Source organism: Klebsiella oxytoca (assembly GCF_009707385.1).
Taxonomy (GTDB): Bacteria; Pseudomonadota; Gammaproteobacteria; order Enterobacterales; family Enterobacteriaceae; genus Klebsiella; species Klebsiella oxytoca_C.
In genome coordinates, this window is the sequence record NZ_CP046115.1 from 2,557,224 (window position 1) to 2,574,583 (window position 17,360).

Here is a 17,360-nt window from a genome sequence, read left to right on the forward strand (position 1 = left end):
ATATGCTTAACTCATGATAGAAGAAATGTAAAATGTCTGTTAAGAAAACGAGGCGTATTGGTAATCGTAAGCGCTGGGCCATTTATCCTGAAAACGTAAGAGAGACAAATTGAAATTAGCCGGACTTCATCCAGATGAACTGCGTCGTCTGCAATCGCTGCGGGCATCCGGATTATTGAATAGTGGAAAAGAAGAGCGCTTCGAGCGTCTGACCAGGCTTGCGCGTTCGCTCTACGATCTGCCGGTGGCTTCTATTAGCCTCGTGGGTGAGAACACCCTGCATATCAAATCCTGCGCCGGCATGGAGGTGGATACGTTGCCGCGAGATATCTCTTTCTGTGCGCATACTATCCTGCAGACCGATCCTTTAATCGTGAATGACCTGCAGCAGGATTTACGCTTTCATGATAACCCGCTGGTAACGGAAGCGCCTTTCATCCGCTTTTATGCCGGATATCCGGTACAGCTGCCCGATGGCGCTACCGTAGGCGCATTTTGCCTTATGGATCATAAACCGCGCGCCTTCTCCGGCCATGAAGTGCAAATATTAAGCGATCTGGCCGCCATCGTTGAAGATGAATTCAAAGTGCTGGACGCTGCGACCTCCGATGAACTGACGGGGTTGTTCAACCGTCGCGGGTTTATGTCGCTGGCAGATTACGCTCTGTTGACAGCCAGACGGCGGAATGAACCAGCGAGCCTGGTGTTTATCGACCTCGATCGTTTTAAACAGATTAACGATACCTGGGGCCATGAAGAAGGGGACAAAGCCCTGACGGCAATAGCCGACTTGATGAAAGCTACCTTCAGGGAGTCAGATTTAATTGCCAGACAAGGCGGAGATGAATTCATTATCCTGCTTGCTAATACCTCTCAGCAGGCTGCGGGCAGGGCGATGGAGCAGCTGAGCAAAAATGTTGCCGACTATAATCAGCAGGCGGGCAATTCCTGGCAGCTGGCGTTTTCATGGGGCTGCGTTGAATACGATCCTGCGTCGCCTCAGACCCTTAACGAGATCGTGGCTGTGGCGGATCGGCGTATGTATGAGGCGAAGGTGAGCCACGGCGCAGAACGCCGCTAGTCCGATGACCCGGCGCGCTTGCCGGGTAGCTGGCGCTCACCCGGCATTTATTAGCGGACGCCACGGCGTCTTTTACATCCTTAGTGGAACCCAAGGCGAATCAGCTCAACGGGTTCGAACTGACCTTCATTGCCTTCAACTTCAACGGTTTTGCTGCGACGAATCTGAGCCGGGGTTAGCCCACTGGCATGTATAGCGATAATTTTTCCGGTTTTCCCCGTCCCATTAATCATCACCTGGCTACCATTAGTAATAGGATTACGGTTACGATCGTAAGTGATCATGATTATTTCTCCTCTTAATATTCTGGTATCAAAAATCCGCTTGCCAATCAGGACTCCATCTCGCGGTGACGGACGTAATACAAATACGCCTCCGGGAAATTCTTTTTTTTGTTTTTGATCAACATCACACTTTTTAGCTGCCCCGGAGAGGGTAACTTTTCTCGCGTCTGAGTGGCCGACCGTCCGGGCGCGAGGCTTGCGCAGGTCTTTGACTTTATACGATATAACGCTCGATGCCCGGCTTGCAGTCGCTGATGCGGCTGCTAAACTTTTTTCGGGCATAACGGAGCGGAACGATGAACAACAAAGACGAGCAAACGGGACTGATTGGGCTTGCTATTGGCGCGGCGGTTATTGGTCTGGTTTCCGGCCAGAAGCCAATTAACCGGGAAAGCATTGTCGAAGAGCTGGTGAGGTTAGGCAGACAGAAGGGGGATGGCATCGAGGACGAGATTTTCAAACAGGCGGCAACGCTGGTGCGCAAGGGGATCTGAGCTTGTACAGAGAAGAGAGTTAATGAAACCGGGGGGCAGAAAACCCGGAATCAAACAGGGAGAAAAGTCATCATTAAATACGCCATCACAATGCATATCAGCGCCATATACCACACAAAACTCATTATATCACCCGGTCCAGGTACGCCATGCCGGCTACCGTGTTTGTCGCGGTCATGGCGTCATGGTTAACCATAATATGACCCGCCGTTCGGCGACGGCAGGTCATTCGTTAATCTTCCTGCATCCACATATCGGCTTCTTCGAACATTTCCTGCACGGTACGGCTAATTTGCTCTTTCTCGTGCTTGCTGGCGTCGGTATTGATTGAAGCTAACGTCATCATCGGTTTAACGCGGACATCGGCATCGGGAAAAATTCGCTGAACTCGCTTCGTCAGCTCATTGAGAATGATCTCTCTGGCGCCAGCCAACCCTTCGAAGTTTCTCTTGTCATAAATCAGTTCTACGAACATTGTCTATCCCGTTTTTGTAATGACCTGCAGTATTGTACTGTAATTATATACAGCGTCAAGGCTACGGTAGAATTCCTCCGTCCGGATGGCTGGCGGGGCGCTTAACGTTTTGGCTTTAACTATCTGATTCCGTGAATTGTTTTTTATAAGTACGTAAAAGTTAATGAATTTTTAATGAAAGGTAGTTATGTTGACGACATAACGGTTTTCTAAAGGATTTTTCATGCGCAATAAATACTCAGGCCTGCAGATAGGCATCCACTGGCTGGTCTTTTTTTTAGTGATTGGCGCGTACGCGGCCATGGAACTACGAGGATTTTTCCCGCGTAGCGCGCGGCCTGTCATTAATATGATTCACGTCTCGTGCGGAATCTCTATTTTTGTTCTGATGGTGGTGCGTTTGCTGGTGCGCCTCAAAACCCCGTCGCCGCCGATCGTACCTAAACCGTCGCCCATGATGACCGGCTTTGCGCACCTTGGGCATCTGGTTATCTATTTGCTGTTTATCGCGCTGCCGGCGATAGGTATGGTGATGATGTACTATCGCGGCAGCCCGTGGTTCGCTTTTGGCCTGACCATGCCGTACGCGGCGGAAAGCGATTTTGAGCTGGTGGATAATTTGAAAGCATGGCACGAACTGTTGGCCAATACCGGCTACTTTATTATCGGCCTGCACGCGCTGGCGGCGCTGATGCACCATTATTTCTGGAAAGACAACACGCTGCTGAGAATGATGCCGCGTAAACGCTAATTCTCAGAGACCCGCTTCGGCGGGTTTTTTATTTCATTTTCATATGGCCAACGCTGATTTACGCTGTGAATCTATGTACCTCAACCTCGATTAGGCGCAATATCTCGCCGCTATGCTATGGTTAACGCGGCAAGCTTATTTGCCTCTTTGCCTGAATAAATATAGTATACCCCCCTATATGATATGGAGGGCGTAACCATGCCTCATTCACCTGAAGATAAAAAGCGGGCCCTTAGCCGGGTACGGCGCATTCGCGGCCAGGTCGAAGCGCTTGAGCGGGCGCTTGAGTCCGGCGAACCCTGCATGACTATTCTGCAACAAATCGCCTCTATTCGCGGCGCCGCTAACGGCCTGATGGGGGAAATGGTTGAAATTCACCTCCAGGATGAACTGGTTAGCGGTGAAACGACCCCAGACCAGCGTGCCGCCAGAATGGCGGAAGTCGGGCACCTGCTACGCTCCTATTTAAAATAAAATCACCACGAGGAAGAGAGATATGAAATCACGTGCAGCCGTTGCGTTTGGTCCAGGCCAGCCGTTGAAAATCGTTGAGATTGACGTCGCGCCGCCGAAAAAGGGCGAGGTGCTGGTTAAAATCACCCATACCGGCGTATGCCATACCGATGCTTTCACCCTTTCTGGCGATGACCCGGAAGGCGTCTTCCCGGCGGTGCTGGGCCATGAGGGCGGCGGTATCGTCGTCGAAGTGGGCGAAGGCGTAACCAGCCTGCAGCCGGGCGACCACGTCATTCCTTTGTACACCGCCGAATGCCGCGAGTGTAAGTTCTGTAAATCAGGTAAAACCAACCTTTGTCAGGCGGTACGCGCCACTCAGGGCAAAGGGCTGATGCCGGACGGCACTACCCGTTTTTCCTATAACGGCGAACCCATTTATCACTACATGGGCACCAGCACCTTCAGCGAATACACCGTGGTAGCCGAAATTTCTCTGGCCAAAGTTAACCCACAGGCGCCGCTGGACAAAGTATGCCTGCTGGGCTGCGGCGTCACTACCGGTATCGGCGCGGTTCACAATACCGCGAAAGTTAAAGAGGGCGATACCGTGGCGGTCTTCGGCCTCGGCGGCATTGGTCTTGCGGTTATTCAGGGGGCGGTACAGGCAAAAGCCGGGCGTATTCTGGCCGTTGATACCAATCCGGAAAAATTTACTCTCGCCAGGGAAATGGGCGCCACCGACTTTATCAACCCGAATGATTACGATAAGCCGGTACAGGATGTGATTGTTGAAATGACCGACGGCGGCGTCGACTTTAGCTTTGAGTGTATCGGCAACGTTAACGTGATGCGCGCAGCGCTGGAGTGCTGCCACAAAGGTTGGGGTGAAAGCGTGATCATCGGGGTGGCCGGCGCGGGCCAGGAGATTAAAACCCGTCCGTTCCAGTTGGTTACCGGACGCGTCTGGCGCGGTTCCGCCTTCGGCGGCGTGAAAGGGCGTACCCAGCTGCCGGGAATGGTCGAAGAGGCGATGGCGGGCAAAATTCGCCTTGACCCGTTTATTACCCACCGGATGCCGTTGGATCGCATCAATGAAGCTTTTGATTTAATGCATGAAGGTAAATCAATTCGCACCGTTATTCATTTCGGCGAAAATTGATCTTCTGGTGAAAGATAACCCGGGCGTGCCCGGGTTATTGCCTAACAAGACTTACTCCCGCCGCAGGTTCTCATAACCGTGCTGCTGCCGCCGCTGTTCCCGACGCTCCCGCTCGCGCTGAATATCCGATTTTTCATCTTCCCACACCGTACAATGCGGGCCGCTGAATACTTCACAGGGCTGACGGGAGTCGGCGAGCGGATTTACCGCTTTCTCTTCCCAGACCTTCGGATCGCGCAGATCCACCTCAGGCGCTTTTAACGCCTGGGCAGAAGCGGTGGCGATTAACACGATGGCGCCTGTAAACAGGCGGCAGGTTGAACCTTTCATCCATTATCCTTGTTCAGCTTTTATTATTGATAACCATTCGTAATAATAACATGACTGAATAAAGAAAAGGCCCCGAATGGGGCCCTGACGTTTACTTCCGATCCGGGAGCGCGTAGGCGATGATGTAATCGCCACGGTCCGGTGACTGGCGAGCGCCGCCAGCGTTGATGATGATGTACTGTTTACCGGTTTTCGGCGATACGTAGGTCATCGGGCCGGACTGACTGCCGACCGGCAGACGTGACTTCCAGATCTCCTTACCGTTGGCGGTATCAAACGCGCGCAGATAGAAATCCTGAGTGCCCGCGAAGAACAGCAGACCTGACTGGGTTGCTAACGAGGCGCCCAGCGTCGGCATCCCGATGGGGATCGGCATATGCATGCGAATTCCCAGCGGGCCGGTGTCCTCAACGGTGCCCACCGGTACCTGCCACACCAGCTTGCCGGTTTTCAGGTTGACCGCTGACATGGTACCGAACGGCGGCTTCTGGCACGGAATACCCAGCGGCGACAGGAAGCGTTCGCGCATTGCGCCGAACGGCGTGCCTTCCATCGGCACAATACCCATCTCAATACCGCTGGCGTTTTTCGCTACTTTCTCGCGCGGCACCATATAGTTGGCGAGACCAAGACGCATATCGTTAACAAAGATCAGGCTATTATTTGGGTCAACCGATACGCTGCCCCAGTTCATACCGCCCAGCGAGCCGGGATACTGCAGGGAGCGATCCTCGCCCGGAGGCGTAAAGACGCCCTGGTGACGCATCTCTTTAAACTGGAGACGGCACAGCAGCAGGTCGACAGGCGTTGCGCCCCACATATCCGACTCTTTCAGCGTCTCGTTGCCAATCATCGGCATGCCGACGGAGTAGGGTTGGGTTGGCGAGTAGCGCTCGCCGGGTATATTACCCGCCGGAACCGGACGTTCCTCTACCTTCGCCACCGGCTCGCCGGTAACGCGGTTAAGCATAAAGATCATGCCCTGCTTACTGGTCTGCACCAGCACCGGCGTCGTGCCGCCTTTACCGTCAGGCAGGTCGTACAGCAGCGGCTGCGAAGGCAGATCGAAATCCCACAGATCGTGGTGGGTGGTCTGATAATGCCAGCGTACCTGGCCAGTTGCTGCGTCAACGGCGACGATGGATGAACTGTACTTATCGTCGAGGGCGGTACGTTCGCCGGCAAAGAAGTCGGGCGTAGTGTTACCTGTTGGCATATAAATCAGGTTCAGCCTGGCGTCGTAAGACATGGCTGACCAGACGTTCGGCGTACCGCGGGTATAGGTTTGTCCCGCCGGTGGTTCACCGGTCATATTCGGGTTGCCCGGATCCCAGGCCCACGCCAGTTTACCGCTGTGAACGTCATAGGCGCGCACGACTCCCGGAGGCTCGTCGGTGGAGAAGTTATCCGCCACGCGGCCGCCAACCACCACCACGTTACCCGCGACCAGCGGCGTGGAGGTTTGCTGGTAGTAACCCGCTTTGATCTCACCCATACCAACGCTAAGGTCAACGATACCGTGGTCGCCGAAGGCGTCGCACAGATTGCCGTTATCGGCATCAATGGCGATCAGTCGAGCGTCGGTGGTCGGCAGAAACAGACGGCGCGAGCAGGCAGCCGGCTGCTCGGCGGCGGCAGGTGGGACCTGAGCCTGGCTATCTTCGTAATAGCCTAAACCGCGGCAGCGCTGCCAGTTAGGCGCCGTGGCTTTTGCATCGTAGCGCCATTTCTCTTTGCCGCTGTCAACATCCAGCGCCAGCACTTTACTGTAAGGCGTACACACGTAAAGCGTATCGCCAATCTGCAGCGGGGTGTTCTGGTCTTCCGCGCCGGAGCCGTTGCTCAGCGGAATATCGCCGGTATGGGCAACCCAGGCGACCTGCAGCTGATTGACGTTTTGTTTATTAATCTGGTCGAGCGCGGCGAAGCGGTCGCCGTGGGTGGTATTACCCCAGTGCTGCCAGTTTTTTTGCTCCTCGCCCGGGGCGACCGGTTTGACCGGCACCTCTTCGCTGGCGCTCACCAACGGCTGGGATTTAAACATCCAACCAAAACTTACCAGCAGCACAACGGCAAGTACGGCCGCCAGGCTAAACGCCGGGCCTTTATTCGCCGGTTGGCGGGAAAGAAACGGCCAGACCAGCGCGGAAAGGAAAGCCAGTACGCCGAGGGCGAACAGGCGCGAGAACAGCGGCCAGTAGGTCCAGCCTGCGTCGCTGATAGCCCAGATGATTGAGGCGATAAAAGCGATGGCGTATAGCAGGATGCCGCCGCGACGGCTGCGGAAAATGAGCACCGAGGCGATAACCATCACCAGGCCCATAATCACGAAATAGAAAGTCCCGCCGATGGAGGCGAGCTTTGCGCCAGGAATACCGATAGCCAGGCCGATGATCAGCATCAGCCCGGCGAGAAGCCACTGCAGGATCCTTGGGAATCCTCGCGGCACGTTGCCAGTTACCATTTTTTCTCCTTAACCACCCCTGAACGGTGTGAACCAGATGAGTCAATTATTCAAGTGATATGTTTTGAATGAAGTAACCTGAACCTTCATAGAAGCAGGTTTTATTCTTTTTCTGATTTCATATGAACCATTTGGTGAAATCGCGACTATGATAGATCTGTTAAATAAATTTACGCAATTGTTAATGAATGATTTCGCACTAATTGATTATTGTGATGAATGCTGTTGCAGGGCAGCAGGGTGAATGGAAGCAAAATAGCCCCCCGGCCGAGGCAATACCGCCGGGGAGATGATCATCACACGGGCATGGATTTACGAATGGCGCTAAGCAAGGTTTGCGTACCCGCGGTGAGCGTGGCGTCCACGCGGGTCAGAATACCGATAGGTTCGCCAGCGCCCTGAGTGGGTATGGGCAGCGCGGCCAGCAGCCCGCGGCGCAGATCGTCTTTCACCGCGCCGGAGGGGACAAACCAGACGTAGTCGTAATCCACCGTCAGCTGGCGCGATAGCGAGGCCGACAGCGTTTCGATGCAGCCCGTCGGGATTTTGCAACCCTGGCTTTGCAGCAGAGCTTCGGCGTTTTGCCGCGGCAGCGTGCCTTTTGGCGAGACCACCACCGGCCACTCCATCACCCGGCTTAGGGTCACGGTTTCCTGCAGCAGCGGGTGCCCCGGACGAACCACCAGCTTCAGGGATTCGAGAAACAGCAGCTCATAGTTCAAGCCGCTCATTAATTCCGGATCGGACATTCTTCCGATGCCGATATCAATTTCTCCCGATTTCAGGCCCGCCAGCAGCATGGTGTTATTCATAGTAGCGACCTGCAGGGTGATATCTTTTTGCTGCTGATGAAACTGACCAATCACCGAGGGCAGAATTCCCAGCGCGGCGGTGGGCAGCGCACCGATGCGCACGATGTCACTGCTGAGCCCTTCTTTACGGTTTAGCGCCTGTCCTGCGGTATTGAGCGCGTCGAGCACTTTTACCGCATGGGTGAGGAACTGTTCGCCGACCAGAGTGAGCTGTGCGCCCAGGCGTCCGCGCTCAAACAGCCGCGTACCGGTAAGCTGTTCCAGTTCATTCAACGTCTTGGATAGCGCCGGCTGGCTAAGGTTTAAAGTTTCGGCCGCGCGCCCAAGAGTTCCCTGTTGAGCGACGGCCACGAAGGTATGTAGATGGCGCAAACGAATGCGCTGACTGAAAAGACCATTTTTTTGCATAATCAATGTTAAAAACAGGGATGTACCAGTGAAAAGTTAGGTTGTATAAAGGTGTTAACTTAATAATAAAATATTATTAACATTTTGCGTTATTATTTTACAAATTGATTTTGCTGGAATTGTCTTAAAGAGTTGCCCCTGAGCAGCAGGGGCAGGAAAGAAAAGAGGGCATTCAGATGTCGAAGAAGACGGTTTCGTTCTCACCCTGCAAGTGAATATCGAAGCGATAGACTACCTCCGCGCCGCGAACCTCGCGCTGCGCTATCAGCGTCTGACGGCGCACTTCCCATTCAATCAAATTCAGCACCGGATCGGCCTGGTTGGCATCTTGTTCATCGGAAAAGTACATCCTGGTATTAAGGCCGATATTAATTCCGCGAGCGACCACCCATAGATTGACGTGCGGCGCCATAACCCGGCCATCGCGGCCGACAACAGAACCAGGCTTAATGGTTTCAAAGCGCCAGATACCGCTGGTGAAGTCGGAGCAGCTGCGCCCCCAGCCGCGAAATTCCGCATCGAGCTTTTTGCCCTGCTGGCGGTCGTCGGGATGGTTATAGCGCCCGGCGGCGTTGGCCTGCCAGATTTCAAGCATCACGTCGCGTACCGGCGTGCCTGAGCCATCGATGACTCTGCCTTCGATGGTAATGCGCTCCCCCTCGGTCGCCGGCGTCGTCAGCGTCGGGCCAAAGTTCTTCTCAAAAATGTGAAATCCGGCGGCGTCCGGCGCCAGTCCGATATGCACGTAAGGACCGGCGGTTTGCGAAGCGGTTTCAGGTAAAAAATCTCTCATCGTGCGGCTCCCTGAGTGCGGTTTTCAAACAGCGTTGCGCGATGGCCGCGCAGTACAAGATCAAAACGGTAAGCCAGCGAGTCCAGCGGTACGGCGGCATGGGTATCCAGCTCGGCGATTAATGTCCTGATGGCATCGTCGTTATTGATGGTTTTGACGATTGGGCACTGTTTAATCAGCGGATCGCCCTCGAAATACATTTGGGTAATTAGGCGCTGCGCCCAGGCTTCACCGGAGAGAGAGAAGTGAATATGCGCCGGACGCCAGTCGCTCACCTGATTGCGCCACGGATAAGGGCCTGGCTTGATGGTACGGAAACAGTAATAGCCGTTCTCGTCGGTCAGCACTCGCCCACAGCCGCCAAAGTTCGGATCGATCGGCGCCAGATACTGATCTTTTTTATGCCGATAGCGTCCGCCAGCGTTAGCCTGCCAGACCTCGACCAGCGTATTTTTCATCGGCCGACCAAACCCATCGCGAACGTAACCGTGAACGATTATCCGCTCGCCAATCGGCAGACCGTCTTTGGCGTAGTTAAGGATCAGATCGTTATCAAGCGCACCGAGGTCATCGCTGCTGAATACCGGTCCGGTGATTTCCGAAAGTGAATTCTGAAGGGAGATTAGCGCATTGCGCGGCGAGCGCAGAACGCTGGTTTTGTAGCCCGGCGCGTAAGCGGGAGGATGGCTACTATAATCGCGATGCAGGATTTCGCGCGGTGACCATTTGTCATTCATTCAGGGTACTCCGTTTTATCGGTAGAGAGGCATGTTGTTGTAATTTCTCCACAAGCAGTGTGTGTAAATGTTTTGTTAATTTAAAGTGAAATTAAAGGGTGTTTAACATAACCATTGGTTATGAAGTAGTCAGATAAAATCAAACCGGTAGCTATCCGCATCACAGTTTGTAAATTCTTCCCGCCGTCTTCGGACAGCTTTCCTACACTCCAGGAAGAATTCACTGGAGGTAAGACATCATGGCGAACACCATCACGGCTGATGAGATTCGGGAAAGTTTTTCGCAGGCGATGTCGGCGATGTACCAGCAGGAAGTTCCGCAGTACGGGACGTTACTGGAGCTGGTGGCCGACGTTAATCTGGCCATTCTCGAGAACAACCCGAAGCTACACGAACAGCTGGCCAATGCCGATGAGCTGGCGCGGTTAAACGTTGAACGCCACGGCGCGATCCGCGTCGGGACGGCGGAGGAACTGGCGACGCTACGCCGCATGTTTGCCATTATGGGAATGTATCCCGTTAGCTATTACGATCTGTCGCAGGCTGGCGTACCGGTTCACTCCACCGCGTTTCGCCCCGTTGATGATGCGGCGCTGGTGCGTAATCCGTTTCGTATTTTCACTTCGCTGCTGCGTCTTGAGCTTATTGCCAATGAAAAGTTGCGTAAGCGGGCGGCGCAAATCCTCTCCCGGCGCGATATTTTTACGCCTCGCTGCCGCGAACTGATTGCGCTGCACGAACAGAAGGGGGAGTTCACGCCAGCCGAGGCTCGCGAATTCGTCGAACAGGCGCTGGAAACCTTTCGCTGGCATCGTCACGCTACCGTTGATGAGGATACCTATCATGCGCTGCACGAGGAGCATCGACTGATTGCCGATGTCGTCTGTTTCCCCGGTTGCCACATTAATCATCTGACCCCGCGCACGCTGGACATTGACCGGGTACAGGCACTGATGCCCGAATGCGGTATCGCTCCAAAAGCATTGATAGAAGGGCCACCGCGCCGGGATGTGCCGATTTTATTGCGCCAGACCAGCTTTAAGGCTCTTGAAGAGCCGGTGATGTTCGCCGGAGAGCATAGCGGCACGCATAGCGCTCGTTTTGGCGAGATAGAACAGCGCGGTATTGCCTTGACGCCAAAGGGCCGCGCCCTGTATGACCGACTGCTTGCCGAGGCCGGAGTAGGTAAAGATAATCTCACCCATCAGCGTCATCTGCAGGAAGTTTTTAGCGCGTTTCCGGACAGCGAGTTTCTGCTCCGCCAGCAGGGGCTGGCTTACTTCCGCTACCGCCTGACTCCCGCCGGTGAAGCGCATCGCCAGGCGTTTCGCGCCGGCGACGATCCGCAGCCGTTAATTGAGCGCGGCTGGGTCATTGCGCAACCGATAATCTATGAAGACTTTTTACCGGTCAGCGCCGCCGGCATTTTTCAGTCCAATCTCGGCAATGAAATCCAGGCCCGCAGCCACGGTAACGCCAGTCGGCAAGCCTTTGAGGACGCGCTGGGCGGCCCGGTGCTGGACGAGTTTTCCCTGTATCAACAGGCGGAGGAGCGCAGTAAACGACGTTGCGGTCTGCTGTGAAATCAGTACTCTGCTGGCATGCGTTGTTAAAGGAAGCAGGCCATGCAGAATTCGTCCACCCCGTTAGTGAAAACCCGACTGGGCACGCTTACGGGCACCTCCGAAGAGAACATTCATATCTGGCGCGGTATTCCCTACGCCGCGCCGCCCGTCGGCGATCTGCGCTGGCGGGCGCCACAGCCTGCCGTTCGCTGGCAGGGAGTACGCCGGGCGGAAACCTTCTCGGCCTCCAGCTGGCAGGATATTGAATATTGCCGCGAGCTCGGCGGCGGCGATCCCGGCAGCTTTTCCGAGGACTGTCTTTATCTCAACGTCTGGTCACCCGCCTCGCGCGCGCAGCCGCTGCCGGTGATGGTCTGGCTGCACGGCGGCGGCTATACCATTGGCGCGGGAAGCTTGCCGCCGTATGACGGTAAGGCGTTAGCCTCCCGTGGCGTGGTCGTGGTCACCGTCAACTATCGGCTGGGACACTTAGGCTTTTTTGCCCATCCGGCGCTGGAAGGGGAAGACGGCGAGCGCATTTATAATTTCGCGCTGCTTGACCAAATCGCTGCCCTGCAATGGGTTCAGGAGAATATCCACGCCTTCGGCGGCGATGCGGCCAACGTGACGCTGTTCGGCGAATCCGCAGGCGCACGAAGCGTGCTGTCGCTGATGGTTTCGCCAAAATCAAGGGGACTGTTTCATAAAGCGATTGTCCAGAGCGGCTATACCTTACCGGATTTGCCGCGAGAAAAGGCGCTGGCGAAAGGGCAACTGATTGCTGAACATTTTTCTCTGCCGCAGGCCAGTGCCGAACAGCTGCGGGCCATTCCGGCGGAAGCGTTCTGGTCGCTTACCGCACCGTTAACCATCGGCCCGGCGCCGATAGCAGGCGACGCCGTGTTACCGCAGCCGATGCTGGAAACGTTTTTTAGCGGGCGTCAGCATCCGCTGCCGGTGATGATTGGCTCGAACAGCGATGAGGCAAGCGTGATGGCCGTTTTTGGCGTCGATATTGCCGGACAAATCGAGAAGCTGCGTCGCGAGCGCCGGTTTGGCCTCGGACTGATTAAGCTGCTTTATCCCGGCGTGAAGGGCGATGAAGCGCTGGGGCGCGAAGTATGCCGCGACATGGCTTTTACCACTCTGGGCTACGTGGTGATGCAGGCGCAGCAGCGGGTAGGGCAACCGTGCTGGCGTTACTGGTTCGACTATGTAGCTGAAGCCGAGCATGAAACTTATCCGTACGGGACGTGGCACGGTAATGAAGTGGCGTACGTTTTTGATAATCTTGGCCTGGTCGAGCCGGTACGCAATTATGCCGATGACAACGATCGGCAATTTGCCGCCCAGGTTGCCGACTATTGGGTCAGCTTCGCCCGTTTAGCCGGTAACGACTGCCATGACCTCCCCGGACCGGTACGCTGGCCCGCCAGCGTACGTGGACGGGACCGCCTGCTGCGGATAGGCCTGCAGAAGCGGGCCGGTTTTAAAGTGGAAAACCGTTTTATGCGCGCGCGACTGGCGCTGTTTCGGCGAGTCATGAAGCATCACGTGACTCTGGATTAAAGCCTTGCGGCACGGGCGGCATGTCGGGACAGCCGTGTAAAAAGGGCAAGGCGTTCGCTTTTTGGCGGGTGACCGGCAACCCGCCATTACGCCGGGCAATCGGGCATTCGCTGCTGAATTAAAGATAAGGCTATCATTTATCCTGTCCGGATCCTCTATTTCCACGGTACTCGCGGTATTGAGCGCGGAATGCCCCAATTGGCGGAATAATCATCGCCGCTGGATATTGGCAATTCGGCATGGTCCGGTGGACATATTTTTTTCACCTATTTTCTGTCGTCAACAATTGGATTATCAATCGTTTTTGTCTAGAGTGAGCGACATTCACGACGCATGGGTTTGTTACGTCGCGTCTCAATTCACATATGAAGAAGGATGCTCTCTCAGGCATGAACCGCAGACGTTTTCTCAAATCTTCCATGGCTGTTGCCGCCGTATGCGGAACGTCAGGAGTCGCCTCTCTATTCTCTAAAGCCGCATTCGCCGAGGATTCTGGAATTGCCGACGGACAAACCCGGCGTTTTGATTACGCGGTACTGCAATCGATGGCTCACGATCTAGCGCGTCAACCCTGGGGCGGCGCGCCTCGTGACCTGCCGCCGACGTTGGCCAACCTGACGCCGCAGGCCTACAACAGCATTCAGTACGACGCGGCGCACTCTCTGTGGAACAATATCGACGAGCGTAAGCTGGATATCCAGTTCTTCCATGTGGGAATGGGCTTCCGCCGTCGCGTGCGGATGTTCTCTCTGGATTCACAAACTCAGCAGGCGCGTGAGATTCACTTCCGTCCTGAATTGTTTAAATATCATGATGCCGGCGTCGACACCCGGCAGCTCGAAGGCCAGAGCGATCTCGGTTTTGCCGGATTCCGCGTCTTTAAAGCTCCTGAGCTGGCGCGTCGCGATATCGTCGCCTTCCTCGGCGCAAGCTATTTCCGCGCGGTAGACAGCACCTATCAATACGGGCTTTCCGCCCGCGGCCTGGCAATCGATACTTTTACCGATACGCCGGAAGAGTTCCCTGATTTCACCTCGTTCTGGTTCGAAACCGTTAAGCCCGGAGCGACGGTATTTACCGTTTATGCGCTGCTCGACAGCCCAAGCGTCACCGGCGCCTATAAGTTCGTCGTTAACTGTCAGGAGACGCAGGTCGTTATGGATGTGGAAAACCATATCTACGCGCGCAAAGACATCAAGCAGCTGGGGATTGCGCCGATGACCAGCATGTTCAGCTGCGGCAATAACGAACGCCGGATGTGCGACACTATCCATCCGCAGATCCACGACTCCGACCGTCTGTCGATGTGGTTGGGCAACGGAGAGTGGGTCTGCCGCCCGCTGAACAACCCTCAAAAGCTGCAGTTTAACGCTTTCCAGGATAAGAACCCGCGCGGCTTTGGTCTGCTCCAGCTGGATCGCGATTTCTCCCACTATCAGGACATCATGGGCTGGTACAACAAACGTCCCAGCCTGTGGGTCGAACCTCGTAACCAGTGGGGTAAAGGGGCGGTTAACCTGATGGAGATCCCGACAACCGGTGAAACCCTGGATAATATCGTTTGCTTCTGGCAGCCCGAGAAGCCGGTCAAAGCCGGAGATGAACTGGACTTCCGCTATCGTCTCTACTGGAGCGCGCAGCCGCCGGTCCGTTCGCCGCTGGCGCGGGTGCTGGCGACGCGCACCGGAATGGGCGGTTTCCCGGAAGGCTGGGCGCCGGGTGAACACTATCCGGACAAATGGACCCGTCGTTTTGCCATTGATTTTGTCGGCGGCGATCTGAAGGCCGCTGCGCCAAAAGGCATTGAGCCGGTAATTACGCTGTCGAGCGGTGAAGCGAAGCAGATAGAGATTCTTTACGTAGAGCCGTTTGATGGCTACCGCATCCAGTTTGACTGGTATCCGACCTCTGATTCCACCGACCCGGTGGAGATGCGCATGTTCCTGCGCTGCCAGGGAGAGGCGATTAGCGAAACCTGGCTGTATCAGTACTTCCCGCCAGCGCCGGACAAACGCAACTACGTCGATGACCGGGTCATGAGGTAATGACCCGTTCTTCGCCCGCCGAGCTGACTCTGCGGGCATTTTTCTTTTAATCAGATTTTACTCAGAGAGCGCTATGCCTGGCGAAAATACCACTGCGATCGAACAAATCCCCGTCACGGAATCGCTCTCCCTGCGCGCGGTAGATGAGCGCTACGTGACCGAGCTGCATCAGCTGGTAATGAAAAACCAGCGCTGGCTCCAGCAATCGCTGAGCTGGCCCGCTGACGTGAGCCACGAAGATGAAACCCGGCGCCACGTGCAGGGCAACGTGATGCTGCACCAGCGCGGCTACGCCAAAATGTTTTTGCTCTTTCTTGAGGAGAAAATTGTCGGCGTACTCTCGTTTAACCAGATTGAACCGATCAATAAAACCGCCTATATCGGCTACTGGATTGATGAGGGCCACCAAGGGCAGGGGCTGCTTTCTCAGGCGCTGCAGGCTTTTATGCGCTATTTTGCCCGCAACGGCACGGTTCGGCGCTTTGTGATTAAATGTCGGGTAGCGAACCAAAAAAGCAATCAGGTGGCGTTGCGCAACGGCTTTAGCCTTGAAGGTTGCCTGAAACAGGCCGAGTACCTCAACGGTTCGTACGACGATCAGAATATCTACGGGCTGATTATTGATTGTGGCGCAGAGTGAGCCCCGGGTTGCGGCTGGCACCTTACCCGGGCTACTGGTCCGTGTAGTTTGTTAGCCCGGGCAAGGCGCTTTGCGCCGCCCCCGGGAGAAGAGCGCAGAGTGTTGCAGAATTTCCCCGGAGGCGATGCTGAGCATCTGTGCGGTCGACAACATCCGCAGACCGCAGGGAGCTGTGGCCCGGGCAAGGCGCTTTGCGCCGCCCCCGGGGGAAGAAACCACGCCACCTTACAGAAAACCAACGATGGGCGTGCGGATAATATGCTCGTCGCCGTTAATAACTCTTGCGCCTCTGATATGAATGATATCGCCAGCGCTTGCCTCAATTCGCGCTTCATCGCCAATGGTCACCTGATGCTCAATCACCACGTCGCCGCAAATCACCGCGCGACCTTCAATCAGCACGCTATCGTCCAGCAGGATCGGCCCGCCGAGCAGCTGCGCCTGTCCGCCGACCATGACGCGATGCTTCAGCAGGCAGTTGCCTTGTACCACCGCGTTCTCTGCCACCTGCGAACTGTAGCGCAGGGTAGGAATGGCGTCTTCTTCGCGCCCGGCGATAATCCTCGCGTTACCGTAAACCCTGGCGTTATCGCAGATCCAGACATCGTTCTCTTCATTACCTTCCAGCCGGGCCTGGTCGAAGATTTCCGCCCGGTGCTCAACAAAGGCGTGCTCGACAAAGGCGTGTCCGTATATTTGCGCCTGGTGAACGATGCGCGATGCGCTGACCGTCGCCTGCTGGTAGATACGCAGAATTTTATCATGGTCGGCGGTCAGGCCCTGGGCGGCAATCACTAAACAGCCGGAGAGGATGCGCGCGTTGTCCGCGAGGTGGCAAGCGCCGCGAATGTGCGAACTTTCAACGGTGACGTTGTCACTTATTCGGGCGTTATGGCTGGCCTGTACTTGATTAAGGCGGGCATTATCGCTGATGAGTGCGCCATGGCTGATAATGCATTCGCCGACCAGCCGCGCATTACCCTCAATTTTCGCGCCGGCAAAAACGGCGCTGTTGACATCATAAATCCAGCACTCTCCGTCGTGGCTCAGGGCCGATTCGTCATCCAGCCAGCCCCCTTCGTCTCCGGTTGTCACGTCGGCGAAATCGCGAGAGGCGACAATTTGTCGCAGATTGACGCTATGTTTGATGCCGTCTGCGTGATAGTGAAACTGGCGGACCTGCTCGCTGAGGGAATATTTACGCATCTGCCTTTCTCATTACTTATGGTTAACATAAACATAGCAAAAAACGCCGTGGCGTGTTTTTGAAGGTTCCTTTAAAATGCAACTTAATATA

Annotated in this window: 17 protein-coding genes; 9 read left to right on the forward strand and 8 right to left on the reverse strand. The window is 55.3% G+C overall.

Going from position 1 to position 17,360, the window contains the following annotated elements; genetic code table 11:
* Window positions 1–109 precede the first annotated feature (109 nt).
* Window positions 110–1,081 (forward strand): sensor domain-containing diguanylate cyclase, encoded by a 972-nt coding sequence (locus tag GJ746_RS11805; protein WP_154680365.1) that lies wholly within the window; start codon window positions 110–112, stop codon window positions 1,079–1,081.
* Window positions 1,082–1,161: 80 nt separating this feature from the next.
* Here the strand turns inward: GJ746_RS11805 and ydfZ are convergent, their stop codons facing one another.
* Window positions 1,162–1,365 (reverse strand): putative selenium delivery protein YdfZ, encoded by a 204-nt coding sequence (gene ydfZ, locus GJ746_RS11810; RefSeq protein ID WP_154680366.1) that lies wholly within the window; start codon window positions 1,363–1,365, stop codon window positions 1,162–1,164.
* 296 nt (window positions 1,366–1,661) lie between these two features.
* On the opposite strand from ydfZ, the gene GJ746_RS11815 reads away from it, so the two are divergent.
* The gene (locus tag GJ746_RS11815) at window positions 1,662–1,859 is read left to right on the forward strand and encodes a hypothetical protein (protein ID WP_154680367.1); all 198 of its coding nucleotides are present in this window, start codon (window positions 1,662–1,664) and stop codon (window positions 1,857–1,859) included.
* 232 nt (window positions 1,860–2,091) lie between these two features.
* On the opposite strand, the gene GJ746_RS11820 is transcribed toward GJ746_RS11815, so the two are convergent.
* Window positions 2,092–2,334 (reverse strand): DinI family protein, encoded by a 243-nt coding sequence (locus tag GJ746_RS11820; protein ID WP_154680368.1) that lies wholly within the window; start codon window positions 2,332–2,334, stop codon window positions 2,092–2,094.
* Between the two features lie 223 nt (window positions 2,335–2,557).
* Here GJ746_RS11820 and cybB point away from each other — a divergent pair, with 223 nt between their 5' ends.
* The 3 genes from cybB to GJ746_RS11835 all read left to right on the forward strand — a co-directional run bounded on the left by cybB (window position 2,558) and on the right by GJ746_RS11835 (window position 4,700).
* Window positions 2,558–3,085, forward strand: a complete 528-nt coding sequence (gene cybB / locus GJ746_RS11825) for a cytochrome b561 (RefSeq protein ID WP_154680369.1) — start codon at window positions 2,558–2,560, stop codon at window positions 3,083–3,085.
* A gap of 198 nt (window positions 3,086–3,283) precedes the next feature.
* Entirely contained in the window at window positions 3,284–3,559 is a 276-nt protein-coding gene (locus tag GJ746_RS11830; RefSeq protein WP_004101746.1) for a metal/formaldehyde-sensitive transcriptional repressor, read from the forward strand.
* A 22-nt stretch (window positions 3,560–3,581) separates the two neighbouring features.
* Window positions 3,582–4,700, forward strand: coding sequence for an S-(hydroxymethyl)glutathione dehydrogenase/class III alcohol dehydrogenase (locus GJ746_RS11835; protein WP_154680370.1), 1,119 nt, complete (start codon window positions 3,582–3,584; stop codon window positions 4,698–4,700).
* A gap of 51 nt (window positions 4,701–4,751) precedes the next feature.
* Here GJ746_RS11835 and GJ746_RS11840 read toward each other — a convergent pair whose 3' ends face one another.
* The 5 genes from GJ746_RS11840 to pcaH all read right to left on the reverse strand — a co-directional run bounded on the left by GJ746_RS11840 (window position 4,752) and on the right by pcaH (window position 10,244).
* The gene (locus GJ746_RS11840) at window positions 4,752–5,030 is read right to left on the reverse strand and encodes a hypothetical protein (RefSeq protein WP_154680371.1); all 279 of its coding nucleotides are present in this window, start codon (window positions 5,028–5,030) and stop codon (window positions 4,752–4,754) included.
* A 91-nt stretch (window positions 5,031–5,121) separates the two neighbouring features.
* Window positions 5,122–7,494, reverse strand: a complete 2,373-nt coding sequence (locus GJ746_RS11845; RefSeq protein ID WP_154680372.1) for a membrane-bound PQQ-dependent dehydrogenase, glucose/quinate/shikimate family — start codon at window positions 7,492–7,494, stop codon at window positions 5,122–5,124.
* Between the two features lie 296 nt (window positions 7,495–7,790).
* Window positions 7,791–8,714 (reverse strand): LysR substrate-binding domain-containing protein, encoded by a 924-nt coding sequence (locus GJ746_RS11850; protein WP_154680373.1) that lies wholly within the window; start codon window positions 8,712–8,714, stop codon window positions 7,791–7,793.
* A 172-nt stretch (window positions 8,715–8,886) separates the two neighbouring features.
* Window positions 8,887–9,507, reverse strand: a complete 621-nt coding sequence (pcaG, locus tag GJ746_RS11855) for a protocatechuate 3,4-dioxygenase subunit alpha (RefSeq protein ID WP_154680374.1) — start codon at window positions 9,505–9,507, stop codon at window positions 8,887–8,889.
* On the reverse strand, window positions 9,504–10,244 hold the full coding sequence (pcaH, locus tag GJ746_RS11860; RefSeq protein WP_154680375.1) for a protocatechuate 3,4-dioxygenase subunit beta: 741 nt from the start codon (window positions 10,242–10,244) through the stop codon (window positions 9,504–9,506). The genes pcaG and pcaH overlap by 4 nt, the downstream gene beginning before the upstream one ends.
* A 239-nt stretch (window positions 10,245–10,483) precedes the next feature.
* Between pcaH and GJ746_RS11865 the strand changes: the two genes are divergently transcribed.
* From GJ746_RS11865 to rimL, 4 genes are all read left to right on the forward strand, one after another.
* Complete coding sequence (locus tag GJ746_RS11865) at window positions 10,484–11,827, forward strand: VOC family protein (RefSeq protein WP_154680376.1); 1,344 nt, start codon at window positions 10,484–10,486, stop codon at window positions 11,825–11,827.
* 42 nt (window positions 11,828–11,869) lie between these two features.
* Window positions 11,870–13,378 (forward strand): carboxylesterase/lipase family protein, encoded by a 1,509-nt coding sequence (locus tag GJ746_RS11870; protein WP_154680377.1) that lies wholly within the window; start codon window positions 11,870–11,872, stop codon window positions 13,376–13,378.
* A 389-nt stretch (window positions 13,379–13,767) separates the two neighbouring features.
* On the forward strand, window positions 13,768–15,423 hold the full coding sequence (locus tag GJ746_RS11875) for a glucan biosynthesis protein D (RefSeq protein ID WP_154680378.1): 1,656 nt from the start codon (window positions 13,768–13,770) through the stop codon (window positions 15,421–15,423).
* Between the two features lie 73 nt (window positions 15,424–15,496).
* Complete coding sequence (gene rimL / locus GJ746_RS11880) at window positions 15,497–16,063, forward strand: 50S ribosomal protein L7/L12-serine acetyltransferase (protein WP_154680379.1); 567 nt, start codon at window positions 15,497–15,499, stop codon at window positions 16,061–16,063.
* 225 nt (window positions 16,064–16,288) lie between these two features.
* On the opposite strand, the gene ydcK is transcribed toward rimL, so the two are convergent.
* Window positions 16,289–17,269: a YdcK family protein gene (gene ydcK / locus GJ746_RS11885; RefSeq protein WP_154680380.1), complete on the reverse strand. Its 981-nt coding sequence runs from the start codon at window positions 17,267–17,269 to the stop codon at window positions 16,289–16,291.
* Window positions 17,270–17,360: the final 91 nt, after the last annotated feature.

Bases quoted from the DNA above. Each gene is read 5' to 3' on its own strand.
- ydfZ (WP_154680366.1), bottom strand. From the start codon at position 1,365: ATGATCACTTACGATCGTAACCGTAATCCTATTACTAATGGTAGCCAG.
- GJ746_RS11815 (WP_154680367.1), top strand. From the start codon at position 1,662: ATGAACAACAAAGACGAGCAAACGGGACTGATTGGGCTTGCTATTGGC.
- GJ746_RS11820 (WP_154680368.1), bottom strand. From the start codon at position 2,334: ATGTTCGTAGAACTGATTTATGACAAGAGAAACTTCGAAGGGTTGGCT.
- cybB (WP_154680369.1), top strand. From the start codon at position 2,558: ATGCGCAATAAATACTCAGGCCTGCAGATAGGCATCCACTGGCTGGTC.
- GJ746_RS11830 (WP_004101746.1), top strand. From the start codon at position 3,284: ATGCCTCATTCACCTGAAGATAAAAAGCGGGCCCTTAGCCGGGTACGG.
- GJ746_RS11835 (WP_154680370.1), top strand. From the start codon at position 3,582: ATGAAATCACGTGCAGCCGTTGCGTTTGGTCCAGGCCAGCCGTTGAAA.
- GJ746_RS11840 (WP_154680371.1), bottom strand. From the start codon at position 5,030: ATGAAAGGTTCAACCTGCCGCCTGTTTACAGGCGCCATCGTGTTAATC.
- GJ746_RS11845 (WP_154680372.1), bottom strand. From the start codon at position 7,494: ATGGTAACTGGCAACGTGCCGCGAGGATTCCCAAGGATCCTGCAGTGG.
- GJ746_RS11850 (WP_154680373.1), bottom strand. From the start codon at position 8,714: ATGCAAAAAAATGGTCTTTTCAGTCAGCGCATTCGTTTGCGCCATCTA.
- pcaG (WP_154680374.1), bottom strand. From the start codon at position 9,507: ATGAGAGATTTTTTACCTGAAACCGCTTCGCAAACCGCCGGTCCTTAC.
- pcaH (WP_154680375.1), bottom strand. From the start codon at position 10,244: ATGAATGACAAATGGTCACCGCGCGAAATCCTGCATCGCGATTATAGT.
- GJ746_RS11865 (WP_154680376.1), top strand. From the start codon at position 10,484: ATGGCGAACACCATCACGGCTGATGAGATTCGGGAAAGTTTTTCGCAG.
- GJ746_RS11870 (WP_154680377.1), top strand. From the start codon at position 11,870: ATGCAGAATTCGTCCACCCCGTTAGTGAAAACCCGACTGGGCACGCTT.
- GJ746_RS11875 (WP_154680378.1), top strand. From the start codon at position 13,768: ATGAACCGCAGACGTTTTCTCAAATCTTCCATGGCTGTTGCCGCCGTA.
- rimL (WP_154680379.1), top strand. From the start codon at position 15,497: ATGCCTGGCGAAAATACCACTGCGATCGAACAAATCCCCGTCACGGAA.
- ydcK (WP_154680380.1), bottom strand. From the start codon at position 17,269: ATGCGTAAATATTCCCTCAGCGAGCAGGTCCGCCAGTTTCACTATCAC.